Source organism: Aestuariivivens sediminis, assembly GCF_022662105.1.
Classification (GTDB): domain Bacteria; phylum Bacteroidota; class Bacteroidia; order Flavobacteriales; family Flavobacteriaceae; genus Aestuariivivens; species Aestuariivivens sediminis.
On sequence record NZ_JAKMCP010000003.1, the window covers coordinates 48,815 to 64,765 of the forward strand.

A 15,951-nucleotide genomic window follows, 5' to 3' on the forward strand; every position below is an offset into this window, starting at 1 on the left:
TATAATCTGTTGCATATCATGACTATTAAATCAATCTTCCTCTTCGCCTTTACTCTAGGTGTCATAGTCTCATGCCAGACAAAGTTTGAAAAAGAAAATCTTAATAAACGACCTAATATTGTATTTATTTTGGTGGATGACCTCGGGTATCATGACCTTAGCTTTACAGGAAGTTCCTTTTATGAAACGCCCAACATTGATAAAATTGCTCAGGAAGGTATGGTCTTTACCCAGGGTTATGCGGCAAGCCGGGTCTGTAGCCCCTCCAGGGCTAGTATTATGACCGGCAAGTTTACCGCACGGCATGGCATAACGGACTGGATTGGTGCAGCACACGGAGCGGATTGGCGCCGTCTTAACAGATATGACAAACTCCTCCCTGCAGATTATGTTCACGCCCTGCCTAAAGATGAAATCACTTTAGCAGAGGCCATGAAATCGGGGGGCTATAAAACCTTCTTTGCCGGAAAATGGCATTTGGGAGACCTTGGGTCCTATCCCGAGGATCATGGTTTTGATATTAATGTAGGCGGCTGGGAAAAAGGAAGTCCTATTGGCGGGTATTACTCCCCCTGGACCAATCCAAGACTTGAAAATAAGGAAAATGGCGAAAATCTCTCCATGCGACTGGCCAGGGAAACGGCAGATTTTATCACAAAACATAAAGACACGACCTTTTTTGCCTTTTTATCTTTCTATGCGGTACATGGCCCCATCCAAACCACCCAAACAAAATGGAATAAATACAGAGAGAAAGCGGAATCTCAAGGAATAAAAGATAAGGGATATACCATGGAACGCGTACTTCCGATAAGGCAGGTTCAGGATAATCCCATCTACGCCGGCCTGGTGGAAAGTATGGATGACGCCGTTGGGTATGTTTTAAAAACGCTGGAAGATTTAGAGCTAGACGATAACACCATCGTCATTTTTACCTCCGATAATGGTGGCGTTGCTTCAGGGGATAGCTACTCGACCTCCAATTTACCGCTTCGGGGCGGCAAGGGCTATCAATGGGAAGGCGGGATTCGTGAACCCTATTTCATTAAGGTCCCCTGGCTGGAATTACAGGGACATCTCAGTCTTTATCCTGTTATTGGTACAGACTTCTATCCTACTATCCTGGATTTGGCTAATATCGATTTATTACCGGAGCAGCATAAGGATGGCATGAGTTTAAGGCCCCTTTTGGAAGGCCAACCCATATCGGTTCAACGCCCTTTGTTTTGGCACTATCCGCACTACGGCAACCAGGGTGGCGAACCGTCATCAATTATTAGGGACGGCCAGTGGAAACTCATCCATTACTGGGAAGACGGTAGAAATGAGTTGTACAACCTGCATACCGATCCTTATGAGCAACAGAATCTGTCCCATGACCATTCTGAAATAACCATGGCCTTATACAATACCCTTATTAACTGGTTAGATTCAGTGCATGCCCAAAGGCCGGAAAGGGATGTGGAGTTTGATGACCTGCTGGCCCAGAAGCGACGGGAGGCGATTAGAAATACGCTTTTACCCGATCTCGAGCAAGAGCGAAAAGCGGTGTTATCGAAAAATTTTGAGCCTAATGACGACTGGTGGAATAGCAACATAACGTCCGACTAAACAAAGGTCTTTAAGGCATCGATCACATAGTCTATTTCTTCTTTCGTATTATATATGCTAAAGGAAAACCGAACAGAAGGTTTCTGCAAGTCCTCATCGCTAAGCAGTTCTGCCAGTACATGGGAATTTTGATGACTACCACTTTGACAGGCACTTCCCTTCGAACAGGCTATCCCCTTTAAATCCAGTTGAAATAGGAACATAGCGGCTTTGTCAGGCGTTACCGGAAGGCAAACATTGACCAGCGTATAGGTGCTCTTTTCCAAATCTCCTGAGCAACCATTAAATTGCACCTCGGGAATTTCCGAAGTTATCCTGGCTATAAAATACCGTTTTAGGGCAACGATATAATCCCGTTCCTTTTCCAGGTTTTGGTAGGACAAGGTTATCGCACGCTCCAGCCCAACAATATTGTGTATGCTTTCCGTACCCGCTCTTAATCCACGTTCCTGTTCCCCGCCATGAATCAAAGGTTTCAGCCCTGAGTTTTTTCGAACGAAAACAAAACCAACCCCCTTGGGGCCATGAAACTTATGGGCACTGGCTACTATGAAATCTACAGGAATTTGATCCAAAGGCAATGCATAATGTCCCACAGATTGCACGGTGTCACTATGGAAAAGCGCGCCATTGGCCTTACACAACCGAGCCACGCGATCCATATCCAGAATATTACCGATTTCATTATTGATATGCATCAGGCTCACCAGGGTGTTTTGCGACTGGCCCAATAAGGTTTCCAGATGATTATAATCTATCACACCTCTGGGATCTAAATCCACAAAGTTTACCGACAAATCGTAATCCATCTGCAGACGCTCAATACAATGTAAAACGGCATGGTGTTCCGTTTTTGCAGTAATTATGCGGGTAATCCCCAAATCTCGTACCGCACTTTGAAGCACCAGATTATCGGCTTCGGTACCTCCCGAGGTGAAGACAATTTCACCTGCCGAGACCTTAAAATGCTTCGCTATGGTTTTCCTGCAGGACTCAATGACCGCTTTGGACGCTCTTCCTACACCATGTGAAGACGAGGGGTTTCCGTAATTGGTTTTCATTGCACGAGCCATATGGTCGACTATGTCGTCCCGCATTGGCGTTGTCGCGGCATTATCAAAATAAACCGTCTTCATAACTCCTGTGAAATCCTTTTCATCTGGCAAAAATACTTGAAATAAAATTATTTTCAATAACAGGCGTTATAAATTACAATTCTATTATTTTTGCCTAAAACCCAAACCATGCGAAAGACAGTCTTTGTGGTATTACTTATCGGTTTCTGTTTTCAAACTTCCTGTGACGACGGTGATATCCTTACCATTGAGTTTGATTTTGATGATACGTTTAAAACCTGTGGGGATTTAGTATTTTATAAAACAAAAAGCGATCCTTCGGAATCTCTGTCACTCGCAGTAACAGACGTGAATTTTGAAGATTTATTCGATGTTATGCCGGGAGAAACCCTAAATGTCACCTCCAATTCAAACACCTTTAATTATAGAACATACAGTAACACTACCCTCCCGTCAACTTTATTTTGTAATGACATACCGCCGTCTGAAATCAATATTAAGGAAGATTATGAGAGTGCCAATGATACGGCTACATTTACGGTAACCCTTACTGAGGATGACAACGATGGTATTCCTGCCGAATATGAAGACCTCAATAACAATGGTGATTATGAGGATGATGATACGGACAATGATGGTATTCCCAATTATTTAGATCAGGATGATGATGGTGATAATGTGTTCACCGCTACCGAAAAACCCAATTTCACCGATCAGGACGGCCTGGCAAATGCCCAGGATACCGATGGTGATGGTACCCCTGATTATTTGGATACCGATGATGATAATGATACGGTTCTCACCCGTGATGAAGAAAGTGTGGATCAGGACAACAACCCTACAAACGATATTAAAGACCCCAATGTAGGGGCTGATTACTTGAATAAAGATGTTGCTTTAAGTGTCCCGGCCGTTGGGTATCGCGAGCATACCATTTACCAAACATTTACCATTTCCCTCTATATTGAAAACGTAAATCTGGAGGTGATAACCCAGGATTTCGATTTTGGGACTTTGGATAACAGCGCCACCTCCAAAACCAGAACATTAACTCCCGATTTTTGATTATTTAGACTTTACATTTTGATATATGTAAATTTCGGTAGCCCCTAAGCCGTATTTTTGATAATTGGCATCATAAAACCTGATATTATCATATCGTCCAAATAAATATTCTAATTCCAGCTTAAGCACCCCCTCTCCAATACCATGGATAAATACCACTTTTTGAATTCGTTTTTTAATAGCATATTCGAGCTGCCGTTTTGCGGTATCCAATTGAAGGGTCAATATATCGTGTTTGGACATGCCTTTGGTGGATTCCACCAATTGGTTAATATGCAGGTCCACCTCCATTGGGGGTATAACGCGCTCCTTAGGCTTCACCTTTATCGATTTCTTTTTTGAAGTATGCTCCTTTTCAGAAACCACAGTGCTTAATTGCTCAAAAGAAAACATATGGTGTTTAAGCAAATGATCCTGCTTTTTAGCAACTAATGCCTTATGGGAAAATTCCATTACAAAACCATCTTTGGTCTCAATGGAAATGAGGTCACCATCAATCTTTTTAACCACCCCGGATAAATCTTCATCCAGCACCAAAACATAATCCCCTATTTTAAATGTCATCTTGTCCAATGGCTTTTTATCCTAAACATAATCTATTAATTGCAATCCTCTGCTTCCTTTTCACGGTCGTCCATCGCCTTATCCCTTTTTCCGGGTATACGCTTCGTTAAACGGTAAACCCCGATCATGAGTACGACAATACCCCCAATCAACACAACTTCATTTTGATCCTCACCGGCCTTTGCATAAATGGCGACTAGTGCTCCTATACTAATGAACAGGTAATTTAAATATTTCATGGTTTTAAAATTTTAGATGGTCTGTTAAAGCATTCGAATATCGAATTTTAAATGATTAATTAATCCATAGGCCTTATCAAAAAGGCAAATTTAATATATTAGCAGCACAAACATATTATTATGACCGGTTTTGAGGATTATATGCTGCCCTGTCTAAACAAAAAACTATTGGGTTTTGAATGCCTGGGCTGTGGTATGCAACGTTCTGCATTACTGGTACTCCGGGGTGAGTTTGCAGATGCATTTAACATGTATCCGGCCATTTATACCCTTATAATACTGCTTGGTGTTATTGCTCTCAATGCCTTTAAAAATTTCAAATATGCCCATAAGATTATTACTGTTTTGGTGCTCCTTAATGTTGTAATCATTATTGGAAATTATGTGATAAAACTAACCCATTAAATTAAAATTATGGAACAACAAAAACTCAATCCTACCCTTGTTTACGTTTTAGCTGTATTCGGGCTGCTCTGTTGCTGCGTTGGCGGTACTGGTTTTATTTTATCAGGAATAGCTGTCTTCATTGCACATAACAAATTGAACGCCGTTAAGGATGATCCGGATAGTTTTGATCCCGACAGCGTAAAAGCCATGAATACTGCAAAAATTGTGGCCATGGTGATATTAATCATTAATGTGCTCTATTTTATAATGACCATCTACAGAATATCTACCGTTGGATGGGACGAAATAATGAGACAATCTCAGGAAATGATGGAACAAATGCAAACCAGTTAAAATAAAAAAAGCACCACAGGTGCTTTTTTTATTTGCTTTATGTTTTGAAGGTCTTTACAGTTTGACTAATAATATCCACACATTCTAAAATCTGTTCCTCCTTCATGACCAGGGGTGGTGCAAATCGAATGATATTGCCATGGGTAGGTTTCGCAAGTAAACCGTTCTCCTTCAAGGTCATGCACATGTCCCAGGCGGTGGAACTATCTTCCGTATCATTGATAACAATGGCATTTAAAAGGCCTTTACCCCTAACCAGTCTAACAAGATCGGTGGTTTCAACAAGCGCCTGCATGTGTCTTCTAAAAATACCGCCCAATCGTTCTGCATTTTCAGCGAGATGCTCTTGTTCCACAACTTCTAATGCCGCTGTGGCTACCGCACAGGCCAATGGATTACCTCCAAAGGTTGACCCGTGGTTCCCCGGCCTTATAACCTCCATCACCTCATCATCAGCCAATACTGCCGATACCGGTATGACACCCCCGGAAAGGGCTTTCCCCAAAATCAGAATATCCGGCTTAACTCCGAAATGATCGACAGCCAGCAATTTACCTGTACGCGCAATACCGGTCTGTACTTCATCTGCTATAAAAAGCACATTGTGCGCCTTACACAAGTTATAAGCGTCCTTAATATAATGTTCATCAGGGACATAAACCCCGGCTTCGCCTTGAATGGGTTCCACCAGGAAAGCGGCAATCGTATTATCTTTTAAAGCGTCCTCCAGGGCTTCTAAATCATTATATCGTATCGATACGATCCCCGGTGTAAAGGGTCCAAAATTTTCCGTGGCAATCGGATCATTGGAGGCCGAAATTATAGTGATCGTTCTCCCGTGAAAATTATTTTGACAGACCACAATTTTGGCTTGATTGGCATGAATGCCTTTTTTTTCATAGCCCCACTTTCTGGCCAGTTTAATGGCCGTTTCTACAGCTTCGGCCCCGGTGTTCATGGGAAGTACCTTGTCAAAACCAAAATAGTGTGTCAGGTACTTTTCATAATGGCCCAACCGGTCATTATAAAAGGCCCTGGACGTTAATGTTAATCGTTCCGCCTGAAGCTTTAAGGCGTTGATAATTTTAGGATGACAGTGCCCCTGGTTTACCGCCGAGTACGCCGATAAAAAATCATAATATTGTTTACCTTCAACATCCCATACAAATACGCCTTCTCCCCGCGTAAGCACAACGGGTAAAGGATGGTAGTTTTGGGCACCATACCTGGTTTCTAAATCAATTGCTTGCTGTGACGTTAATTTTTTTTCTAAAACAGCCATTTTAAATCACATTTAAATTCATAAAACAACCATTCCTACTGTACCTTTATTCTTTCGAAGCATCCGAAAAAGCAGCGTGGGAGAGAAATCATCCTTAGACAGGCCTGCAAGTTAATAAATATGCGCTTCTTTATAAAATCTTATGCCGATATTCTAACAGATACGGTCGACATTCCCGAATCCAAACCAGGTATTCACGCCAGAAAGGCATTGAAGGTCCTTTTTAGTGCAGTTATTCCCCAAATACCCAGATACCAAATAAAAAGCCCATAGATCCTGTATTCATAGTTTATCCATGACAAGCAAACCGTATAAAAACCTCCATATCTTATGGGGCCATGGGAAGTAAAGCCGCCTGACCACCAAAGTTGAAATTCAGAACTTCAGAATTTGACCCTTATAAAATTAAGACCGTACTGTTCAAATCAGGTTCTATTTTTTTTTGATGATCGTCTCAAAAACCGTTAAAGTTAATAGGTTTATGTCCAGCGATTACTATTTTTGCAGCATGTCTAGAAGAAAATCCAAAACCCCATTTTTTGAACAGATAGAAGTTCTGGATGCCGGTGCCAAAGGGAAAAGTATAGCCAAAGCCCCTGATGGCAGAGTTATCTTTTTACCCAATGCGGTTCCAGGCGATGTGGTGAATATCCAAACCTTTAAAAAACGTAAAGCGTATTATGAAGGCAAAGCTACGGCATTCCTTAAGCTTTCAGATAAGCGGACCGATCCCCTGTGTGAGCATTTCGGCACCTGTGGCGGTTGTAAATGGCAACACATGGGGTATGAACATCAACTCCATTACAAACAACATGAAGTGATCCATAATTTAACCCGAATCGGAAAGGTTGAATTATCGGAGATCCTTCCTATTGTCGGTTCTCAAAAACAGTATTACTACAGAAATAAAATGGAATTTTCGTTTAGTGATCGCCGCTGGCTGACCCAGGCGGAAATTGAATCCACAGATACCGTCGAGGATAAAAATGCTTTAGGGTTTCATATTCCAGGGATGTGGGATAAAATTTTGGATATTAAGCAATGTCACTTGCAGGCCGATCCTTCAAATGTCATACGTAATGCGGTGAAAAAATTTGCAACTGAAAATGATTTGGAGTTCTTCAACACGAGGAACCAGACAGGTTTTCTGCGTACCCTGATGATTCGTACGTCCAGTACCGGTGACCTTATGGTATTGATTCAATTCTATAAGGAAGATGTTTTTAAGCGCAAGTTATTGTTGGACTATATCGCTCAGCAATTCCCGGAAATTACAGCCCTGTTATATGTCATCAACGAAAAGGCCAACGATACGATCTATGACCAGGACATCATTTGCTATAAAGGTCTGGATCATATTTTTGAAGAAATGGAAGGCTTACGCTTTAAAATCAATGCCAAATCATTTTATCAGACCAACTCCGAACAGGCCTACGAACTGTATAAAATTACTCGGAATTTCGCCGGACTGTCGGGAACTGAATTGGTGTACGACTTGTATACCGGCACAGGTACCATTGCTCAATTTGTCGCCAAACAGGCCAAGAAGGTAGTCGGTGTGGAATCGGTACCCGAGGCCATTCAGGCGGCCAAGGCCAATGCAAAATTAAATCGTATTGAAAACGTGTCGTTTTTTGTAGGGGATATGAAACAGGTATTTAATGACCGTTTTATCGCCAATCACGGTCATCCCGATGTCATCATTACCGACCCCCCACGCGATGGCATGCATAAAGATGTGGTGCAGCAAATACTAAGTATTGCTCCCGAAAAAGTAGTGTATGTAAGCTGTAATAGTGCAACCCAGGCACGAGATCTTGCCTTAATGAATTCGATGTACAAGGTATCCAAAACACAAGCAGTAGATATGTTTCCACAAACCTTTCATGTGGAAAATGTTGTACTTTTGGAGCGTAGATAAACCAATATGCCATTTATGAAGAATATTTGCCTGCTTATATTAGTCCTGTTCCTAACCAGTCCCTATGGCTGTGAACGCGACGATATTTGTCCTGAAACCACCCCTACCACCCCTCGATTAATTATCGATTTGTATGATTTCACCAATCAGGAAGAACAAAAGAATGTTTTCGATTTTCGTGTACAAGGTGTTGATAACGATAACGTTTTACCGGGGTATAATGTTATTGGAGCGACCAATTCCATAATGCTTCCATTACGAACCGATACCAATTCCACCGTATATAAACTTCATATCAATTATGCGGTTAATAATAATGGCACTCCGGATAATCCGGATGACGACTTCCTGGAAGGCAATGAGGATACTATTACCATTAATTATTCCACCGAAGAAGTATATGTATCCCGAGCGTGTGGTTACAAAACCATTTTTAGAAATGTAACCCTTTTGATTAATGCCGATAGCGATAATTGGATAAAATTGAAGGAATCCCTAACCGAAAATCAATCTGTAGAAGATGAATCAACGACCCACTTTAACTTATACCATTAGTTGTTTATGTATAGTACTTTTGTGTTGTGTGTCCGTAAAAGCACAAAACGATAGTATTCCCGGTGCCGTCAGCGACTCGACTACCTACAAGTTGAAATACGGTTTACGGGTAGGCGGAGACCTGGGAAAACTTTTGCGTTCCTTTTTGGATGATGACTATAGCGGATTCGAATTGGTTGCCGATTATCGACTGAAAAATAAATTATACATCGCGGGAGAACTGGGAATTGAAGAAAAAAATACCATTACCGATTATATGGACATTACCACCAACGGCAGTTATTTAAAGGGTGGTATTGATTACAATTTATACCAGAATTGGCTGGACATGGATAATATGATTTTTTCCGGGTTTAGGATTGGTGCAAGTTCCTTTAGCCATACCAGAAACCGTTTTCAGGTCTATAGTACCGATCAGTATTGGGCACCGCAATATACCTCCACCGAAAGTGAAAAATTTAGTAACCTCACGGCCTTATGGATCGAATTGATAATCGGTATTAAGGCAGAGCTTTTGAATAACCTCTACTTAGGGCTGAATTTCCAGTTAAAGGGTTTAATAAGTGAGACCGAACCTGTTGGTTTTGAAAACCTCTACATTCCCGGATTTAACAAAACCTATGACAGCAGTGGTATTGGTGTGGGCTATGCGTATACGCTGTCCTATCGCATTCCACTTTACAAAAAGGACAAGAAATAAATCATTAATATTCTTTTTTAATGCTATAAGGCAAGATAATAGAACGGTAAATCGTCCTATACGCTTCCGCTTTTAGACATTAAACAGGAAATGCATAACATCACCATCCTTAACGATATAGTTTTTGCCTTCCACACGCATTTTTCCGGCTTCTTTTACCTTAGCTTCACTCCCGTAGTTAACATAATCGTCATAGCTTATAACTTCTGCTCGAATAAATCCCTTTTCAAAATCGGTATGAATCACACCCGCCGCCTGTGGAGCCGTCGCCCCTATTTTAACGGTCCAGGCCCGTACTTCTTTTACTCCTGCCGTAAAATACGTCTGTTGATTTAATAATTTATAGGCCCCCCGGATTAACTTGGCAGACCCGGGTTCATCCAAGCCTATGTCCTGTAAAAATAGTTGCCGCTCCTCATAATCGTCCAATTCATTAATATCGGCTTCCGTACCAACAGCCAATACCAGAACCTCGGCATATTCATCTTTAACCGATGCCTTGACTTGTTGCACATAACTATTTCCGGAAACTGCCGAGGCCTCATCGACATTGCAAATATACATGACGGGCTTATCGGTTATGAACTGTAGGGGTTTTACAAAATCGTTATAATCATCTTCACTAAATTCCAGGGCCCGTACCGATGTACCCGACTCTAAACCGGACTTTAACTGTAACAACACGATCTCTTCTTTCTGGGCCTCTTTATTACCTGTTTTAGCCGCCCGTTTAACCTTATCCAATTTCTTTTCTACGGTTTCCAAATCTTTAAGTTGCAGTTCCATATCGATGGTTTCCTTATCGCGTATCGGGTTTATACTGCCATCAACATGCACAATATTATCGTTGTCGAAGCAGCGTAATACATGGATAATCGCATCGGTTTCCCGAATATTTCCCAGAAACTGATTTCCCAATCCTTCCCCTTTACTCGCGCCTTTTACCAACCCGGCAATATCCACAATTTCCACGGTAGCAGGTACCACACGCTCTGGCTTTACCAGGGATTCCAGGGTCTCCAAACGCTGGTCCGGAACATTCACAACGCCTATATTCGGCTCAATAGTGCAAAACGGGAAGTTGGCACTTTGCGCTTTGGCATTAGATAAACAATTGAATAATGTTGATTTACCCACGTTCGGTAATCCTACAATACCTGCTTTCATGATATACTGATTTTTAGCGAGTGCAAATATAATTCATATAATATGTTTTTTACCTCTTTTTTTAAGTTTAGTATGCATAAAATAAGACCGAACAACAACTATATTAAAGAAAAAGCCTACAATGCGTCGTTCCAAACCAAACTTTGACTTATATTAGTGTAACTAACTCAAAAATATTTACTTATGAAACACTATTATTTTTATTGGTTCATGTGCATCACTTCCCTGGCGTTAGCACAGCAGAACGTTACAGGAACCGTCACTGATATTAACGGCACACCGCTTCCCGGTGTTAATATTACCGAGGAAGGGACGTCCAAAGGAACGGCCACCGATTTTGATGGTAATTTTTCCATAACCGTAGGAGAAAACGCAACACTAGTCTTCAGTTATGTGGGGTATAATACGGTAAGCATGCCCGTGGATAACCGGTCGACATTAACGATTACCATGGAAGAAGGGGTCAGTCTGGATGAGATCATCCTTGTGGGTTCTCGCAGTCCCCGGAGAACAGCAACAGATACCCCTGTTCCGGTAGATGTTTTGGATGTTTCGGGAATTGCTTCTACTACCGGTAAGGTTGAGGTTAATGACATCCTCCAATATGCAGCACCTTCATTCAATGCCACCAGGCAATCGGGATCCGATGGTGCAGATCATATTGTTCCGGCTTCTTTACGGGGTTTGGGTCCGGACCAAACTTTGGTATTAATCAATGGAAAACGTCGTCACCAGTCATCCCTGGTTAATATTTTTGGTACACGCGGACGCGGCAACTCAGGAACCGACCTCAATGCCATTCCTGCCTTTGCCATAAAGCGGATTGAAGTTTTAAGGGATGGTGCCTCTGCACAGTACGGCTCTGATGCTATCGCCGGAGTTATTAACATAGTCTTAAAGGATAACACCGATGGGTTTTCAGGAGGAATAACTTATGGCGCCTACAGTACAGCCATAGGCGATGGCTGGGAGGAAGCAACGGGAGAGACCCTTTATAATGTTGAAGGGAAAAACCGATTGGATGGAAATGACAAAAATTTTGATGGCGCAACGGTTAAAATAGATGCCAATTATGGCGTATCACTAAACGATCTCGGTGGGTTTGTTAATTTTACAACCGAATTTCTATCCAGAGATCGCACGCTCAGACCAGGCTTTCCATGGAGAAAAGGGTATGGTAGTGCCGGTGTGGATGGTTTTAATTTTATGGTTAATGCCGACTTACCGGTTAATGATAATACCGTAGTTTATGCCTTTGGAGGCAGAAACTACAGAGACACCGATGCCTATGCCTTTTCCAGAGACAGTTTTGACGATGGTGATAACCGTTCCGTCCCCAGTTTATACCCTAATGGTTTTACTCCAAGAATTACGTCGAATATTACCGATGTTTCCGTTTCTGTGGGGGTAAGACACCAAATGGATAACGGATGGAATGTCGATTTCAACAATACCTTTGGTAAAAACAATTTCCATTATTACATTAAAGGGAGTAACAATGCCTCCATGCAGGAGGCCTCCCCAACCGATTTTGATGCGGGGGGACACTATCTGTCTCAAAATACAACAGGACTGGATTTCAACAAATACATCGAGGACGTCGCTTCCGGGTTGAGTTTGGCTTTTGGTTTTGAATATAGAACCGAAAATTTCGGCATCTTCGCCGGCGAAGCGCCTTCCTATGGCCTTTATGATGAAAACGGGGTTATCATCACTAATCCAGAGGTGCAAACGGTGGCCTTTGATTCTAATGGGGATGACTTACCCGGTGGTTCTCAAGGGTTCCCCGGGTATAGCCCGGCCAATGAAGTGGACCGTAGTCGAACCAATTATGGTATTTATTTTGATACCGAGCTGAATGCCAGTGAGTCGTTCATGGTTGGCGCTGCGGTACGATTTGAAGACTATAGCGATTTTGGCAATACCTTCAATGTTAAATTGGCCAGCAGATTAAAACTTAGTGATGACTTTGCGTTAAGAGGGTCCATATCAACAGGGTTTAGAGCCCCTTCTCTAGCCCAACTCTATTACAATCTTATATTCAACAATATTGTGGCAGGACAATCGGTACCGTCCTTATTATCGGCCAATAACAGTACCGTGACCAAGGCCTTCGGTATTGGACAGTTAAATGAAGAAAAAGCAGTAAATGCCAGTATTGGTTTTACTTTTAAATCCGGAAACTTTACGGCTACCGTCGATGCCTATTCCATTACGGTAGACGATCGTATTATCCTAACCGATAACTTTACCGATCAAGCCGTTTTAGGCCCTTTAAATGTAGATGCCGCACAGTTCTTTGCCAATGGGGTGGATACCAGGACCAGCGGTGTGGATATCGTTTTGGGCTATGAAACAGGTATTGGAAATGAGGGTAATATTAAAATAGGGCTCATCGGGAATGTCAATGATCTAAAAATAAAGGACATCAAAAATGGCAATTTAAATGAATTTACCTTCTTTGGGCCGTTTTCACAAGCCTATCTCGAGGCGGCGGCACCCGATTATAAATTTGGTCTCAATCTCGGATATACCTGTAAAAAGTTTGATGCGTCCTTATCATTGACCCAATTCAGTGAAGTCGAACTCCAGGATTTCCAATGGGTGGATTCCCCGGCTACCAATCAGGCCGAGGCAGACGCGCTTTATGATGTAGCCACGGATGTCTATAAGGCTGCCATGGTTGTGGATTTAAGCCTCGGGTATCAAATTTGTGAAAATGCTAAATTCAGTATAGGGGCGAATAATCTATTCAACACCTACCCAACCCCTCAATTTGATGGTTGGACAGACCAGGGAGGCCTGGCCGATTCAGTACAAATGGGATCTGATGGTACCTATGTGTTTGGTCGATTGAATTTTAATTTTTAAACCGCTCTGAATACAAGTAGAAGCGGGTATCTAAACAGGGGCAATCTGAAGGGAACACGGTAAGGTGAAGACCTTTTTACATGCTATCGTAACACAGGGAAAGCCTATACTCTGAGGACCCTTACTCGGGATTAGGGCCTTAACCCGGATACCCATAATGGTTTAGACACCCGCTTCGTTTTGTTAGCGCACCGGTCATTCATAAGATGCCGATAAATCCTTTAAAACCTGCATGGCTTTGTCGGCATCATTTTTAGGTAAGAAAAGATGGTCATGATAATACCCTGCTATGACGTTGCAGCTGATCTTGTGCTCTGCCAGGGCATTCGAAAATAGGGCCGTCAACCCTACGGCTTCCAGGGAAGCGTGTACAAATAAGGTTATCCATGAGGCCTCATAATCATAGGAAAGGCCCAGCTGATCGGCTAGGTCCTTTTTCAAAATAACCGTTGTGCCTTCCGGTTCCTTAATTTCACACAGTGTTTTTGTTCTGTCGATGCGATCCAAATCATGGGTAACCACAAAAACAAATGTCCCTTCATTCAACCTGGGGCTCATATGACGCACCAATGTCCTTAATTGCTTTTCTCCACTCATATTTTGTTTTTATACCTTGTAACAATATAGCATTTTATTCGTCATCATTACAAACCCTCATGCATGAAGATTATTCTGGCAGGCCTTCTTTTTTTAAGTATTTCAATACCGGGGTATTGCCAATCCATTACCGCCAAACTTATAGATAAAGATAGTGGTCACCCCATTGCTTATGCCACCATCAAAACAGGTGCGGACAGTGGTGTGATCTCCAACGAAGAAGGATACTTTACCATTCATACAGACCAGATCGATGCCCTTAGCATTTCCTGCATGGGCTATCAACCCAAAGACCTTAGCCTTGCATCGCTGGCATCCCTGAATTATGTCATCCCCCTCGAAGAGGCCATCAACCGGCTTGATGAGGTCTATCTAAGTAATAAACGCCCACATATCGATACCATTATGGCTCGCGTGAAACGTAATATAAGCAAGAATTACAGTATCGACCTGAACACCTATACCCTGTTTTACCGAAGGACCGAGCATGCAGATTTTAAACATTTGGACTTTGAAATTGAAAAGGCCTCGCATGTCTCGTCCAAAAATCTGGATCAGGCCAACGTCGAATTGACTCAACTTTCAAATCACATCACTACCAGTAAAATGGTCCATTTTACTGATGTTAAAGGCGTTCTTCATACCCTAAATCAGGATAGTAGTAAAATGGAAGTTCAAAAAATGACCAAACTGTTGGACCATAAAAAAGATTTTTCATTGGATAAAGTGGAAGATAAAGCGAAAACCCTTGTGCTAAAGTACCTGGACACCACTAAGACCTATAAGGTCAAAACGGGAATTTTTAAAGTTGAAGATTCCCTGTCTTTAAAAGAAGAGGAACTTAAAAGCGATACACCCCGGACCTATGGAATTCAGGATCTAAAACACCATACCGGTGCCATGGTCAAAAATGCCACATTTTGTCGGGATGCCTTTTTAAACACCCTCCTTGATCCCTCAAGATATGATTACGTTCTTGAAGACCTCAATTATTATAGGGGTGAACTCATGTACATCATCGGTTTTACACCCCGACGGGCGAAATCGAAATTAGAGGGTACTTTCACAGTGAATCACAGGGATTATGCCATTACTCGCGTAGATTATCACTATTACAAATCACGCCATGGAGCCAAATTTAACCTGCGCCTTATCCTGGGAGTCAAGTATATTGAAAATGTAAGTGAAGGCACTTATATCTATGAAAAACAGAAAGACAGTACTTACCAACCCAAATACATTAAACAGACAGAAGGCAGTTATTTTTATGTGAATCGTGATTTTAAACTGATCGAAAACAGCCCGAAAAAGAACAAATTAAACTTTAGCTTTAAAATTGAAGGCGATAATCGGTCCAAAGAAGAATTATTGCTCACGGCCTTTAACCCTACAGATTTGGATAGCTTTAACGGCGTACAGCAAGAAAAAGAGGTGCCGTTTATACAATTAAGTGCTTTCGATACATCGGCCTGGGAAAACGAAGACATTATTGAGCCTTTGGAGGAAATGAAGCGATTTGGAAGCAGGGAATACTAATGACTATTAGGAGCAGGGATTTCCAT

16 protein-coding genes are annotated in these 15,951 nt (G+C 42.0%); 10 read left to right on the forward strand and 6 right to left on the reverse strand.

Features of this window, described 5'->3' with window-relative positions:
* The first annotated feature begins 18 nt into the window (after positions 1–18).
* On the forward strand, positions 19–1,611 hold the full coding sequence (locus MR054_RS08270) for a sulfatase (protein WP_242157446.1): 1,593 nt from the start codon (positions 19–21) through the stop codon (positions 1,609–1,611).
* Here the strand turns inward: MR054_RS08270 and MR054_RS08275 are convergent.
* Positions 1,608–2,747, reverse strand: a complete 1,140-nt coding sequence (locus MR054_RS08275; protein WP_242157988.1) for a cysteine desulfurase family protein — start codon at positions 2,745–2,747, stop codon at positions 1,608–1,610. The genes MR054_RS08270 and MR054_RS08275 overlap by 4 nt on opposite strands.
* Before the next feature lie 108 nt (positions 2,748–2,855).
* Here MR054_RS08275 and MR054_RS08280 point away from each other — a divergent pair, with 108 nt between their 5' ends.
* Positions 2,856–3,752 carry a hypothetical protein gene (locus MR054_RS08280; RefSeq protein WP_242157447.1) on the forward strand — a complete coding sequence of 299 codons (897 nt, stop codon included), beginning with the start codon at positions 2,856–2,858 and terminating at the stop codon, positions 3,750–3,752.
* On the opposite strand, the gene MR054_RS08285 is transcribed toward MR054_RS08280, so the two are convergent.
* Positions 3,753–4,316, reverse strand: coding sequence for a Smr/MutS family protein (locus tag MR054_RS08285; protein ID WP_242157448.1), 564 nt, complete (start codon positions 4,314–4,316; stop codon positions 3,753–3,755).
* 35 nt (positions 4,317–4,351) lie between these two features.
* Positions 4,352–4,555, reverse strand: coding sequence for a hypothetical protein (locus MR054_RS08290; RefSeq protein WP_242084723.1), 204 nt, complete (start codon positions 4,553–4,555; stop codon positions 4,352–4,354).
* Positions 4,556–4,675: 120 nt separating this feature from the next.
* Here MR054_RS08290 and MR054_RS08295 point away from each other — a divergent pair, with 120 nt between their 5' ends.
* The gene (locus MR054_RS08295) at positions 4,676–4,960 is read left to right on the forward strand and encodes a DUF2752 domain-containing protein (protein WP_242084724.1); all 285 of its coding nucleotides are present in this window, start codon (positions 4,676–4,678) and stop codon (positions 4,958–4,960) included.
* A 9-nt stretch (positions 4,961–4,969) separates the two neighbouring features.
* Positions 4,970–5,296, forward strand: coding sequence for a CCC motif membrane protein (locus MR054_RS08300; protein ID WP_242084725.1), 327 nt, complete (start codon positions 4,970–4,972; stop codon positions 5,294–5,296).
* Between the two features lie 37 nt (positions 5,297–5,333).
* On the opposite strand, the gene rocD is transcribed toward MR054_RS08300, so the two are convergent.
* Positions 5,334–6,578, reverse strand: coding sequence for an ornithine--oxo-acid transaminase (gene rocD / locus MR054_RS08305; protein WP_242157449.1), 1,245 nt, complete (start codon positions 6,576–6,578; stop codon positions 5,334–5,336).
* Between the two features lie 120 nt (positions 6,579–6,698).
* Between rocD and MR054_RS08310 the strand changes: the two genes are divergently transcribed.
* The 4 genes from MR054_RS08310 to MR054_RS08325 all read left to right on the forward strand — a co-directional run bounded on the left by MR054_RS08310 (position 6,699) and on the right by MR054_RS08325 (position 9,754).
* Positions 6,699–6,851, forward strand: a complete 153-nt coding sequence (locus tag MR054_RS08310) for a hypothetical protein (protein ID WP_242157451.1) — start codon at positions 6,699–6,701, stop codon at positions 6,849–6,851.
* 235 nt (positions 6,852–7,086) lie between these two features.
* Positions 7,087–8,499 (forward strand): 23S rRNA (uracil(1939)-C(5))-methyltransferase RlmD, encoded by a 1,413-nt coding sequence (gene rlmD, locus MR054_RS08315; protein WP_242157452.1) that lies wholly within the window; start codon positions 7,087–7,089, stop codon positions 8,497–8,499.
* 15 nt (positions 8,500–8,514) lie between these two features.
* Positions 8,515–9,054 carry a DUF6452 family protein gene (locus MR054_RS08320; protein ID WP_242157453.1) on the forward strand — a complete coding sequence of 180 codons (540 nt, stop codon included), beginning with the start codon at positions 8,515–8,517 and terminating at the stop codon, positions 9,052–9,054.
* Positions 9,020–9,754: a DUF6048 family protein gene (locus tag MR054_RS08325; RefSeq protein ID WP_242084731.1), complete on the forward strand. Its 735-nt coding sequence runs from the start codon at positions 9,020–9,022 to the stop codon at positions 9,752–9,754. Before MR054_RS08320 ends, MR054_RS08325 begins: the two co-directional genes overlap by 35 nt.
* A 72-nt stretch (positions 9,755–9,826) precedes the next feature.
* Here the strand turns inward: MR054_RS08325 and ychF are convergent, their stop codons facing one another.
* Entirely contained in the window at positions 9,827–10,921 is a 1,095-nt protein-coding gene (ychF, locus tag MR054_RS08330) for a redox-regulated ATPase YchF (protein WP_242084735.1), read from the reverse strand.
* A gap of 183 nt (positions 10,922–11,104) precedes the next feature.
* Between ychF and MR054_RS08335 the strand changes: the two genes are divergently transcribed.
* Positions 11,105–13,792, forward strand: a complete 2,688-nt coding sequence (locus MR054_RS08335) for a TonB-dependent receptor (protein WP_242157454.1) — start codon at positions 11,105–11,107, stop codon at positions 13,790–13,792.
* A gap of 195 nt (positions 13,793–13,987) precedes the next feature.
* Here MR054_RS08335 and MR054_RS08340 read toward each other — a convergent pair whose 3' ends face one another.
* Positions 13,988–14,389, reverse strand: a complete 402-nt coding sequence (locus MR054_RS08340) for an ACT domain-containing protein (RefSeq protein ID WP_242157455.1) — start codon at positions 14,387–14,389, stop codon at positions 13,988–13,990.
* Between the two features lie 63 nt (positions 14,390–14,452).
* On the opposite strand from MR054_RS08340, the gene MR054_RS08345 reads away from it, so the two are divergent.
* Entirely contained in the window at positions 14,453–15,925 is a 1,473-nt protein-coding gene (locus tag MR054_RS08345; RefSeq protein WP_242157456.1) for a carboxypeptidase-like regulatory domain-containing protein, read from the forward strand.
* The last annotated feature ends 26 nt before the right edge of the window (positions 15,926–15,951 follow it).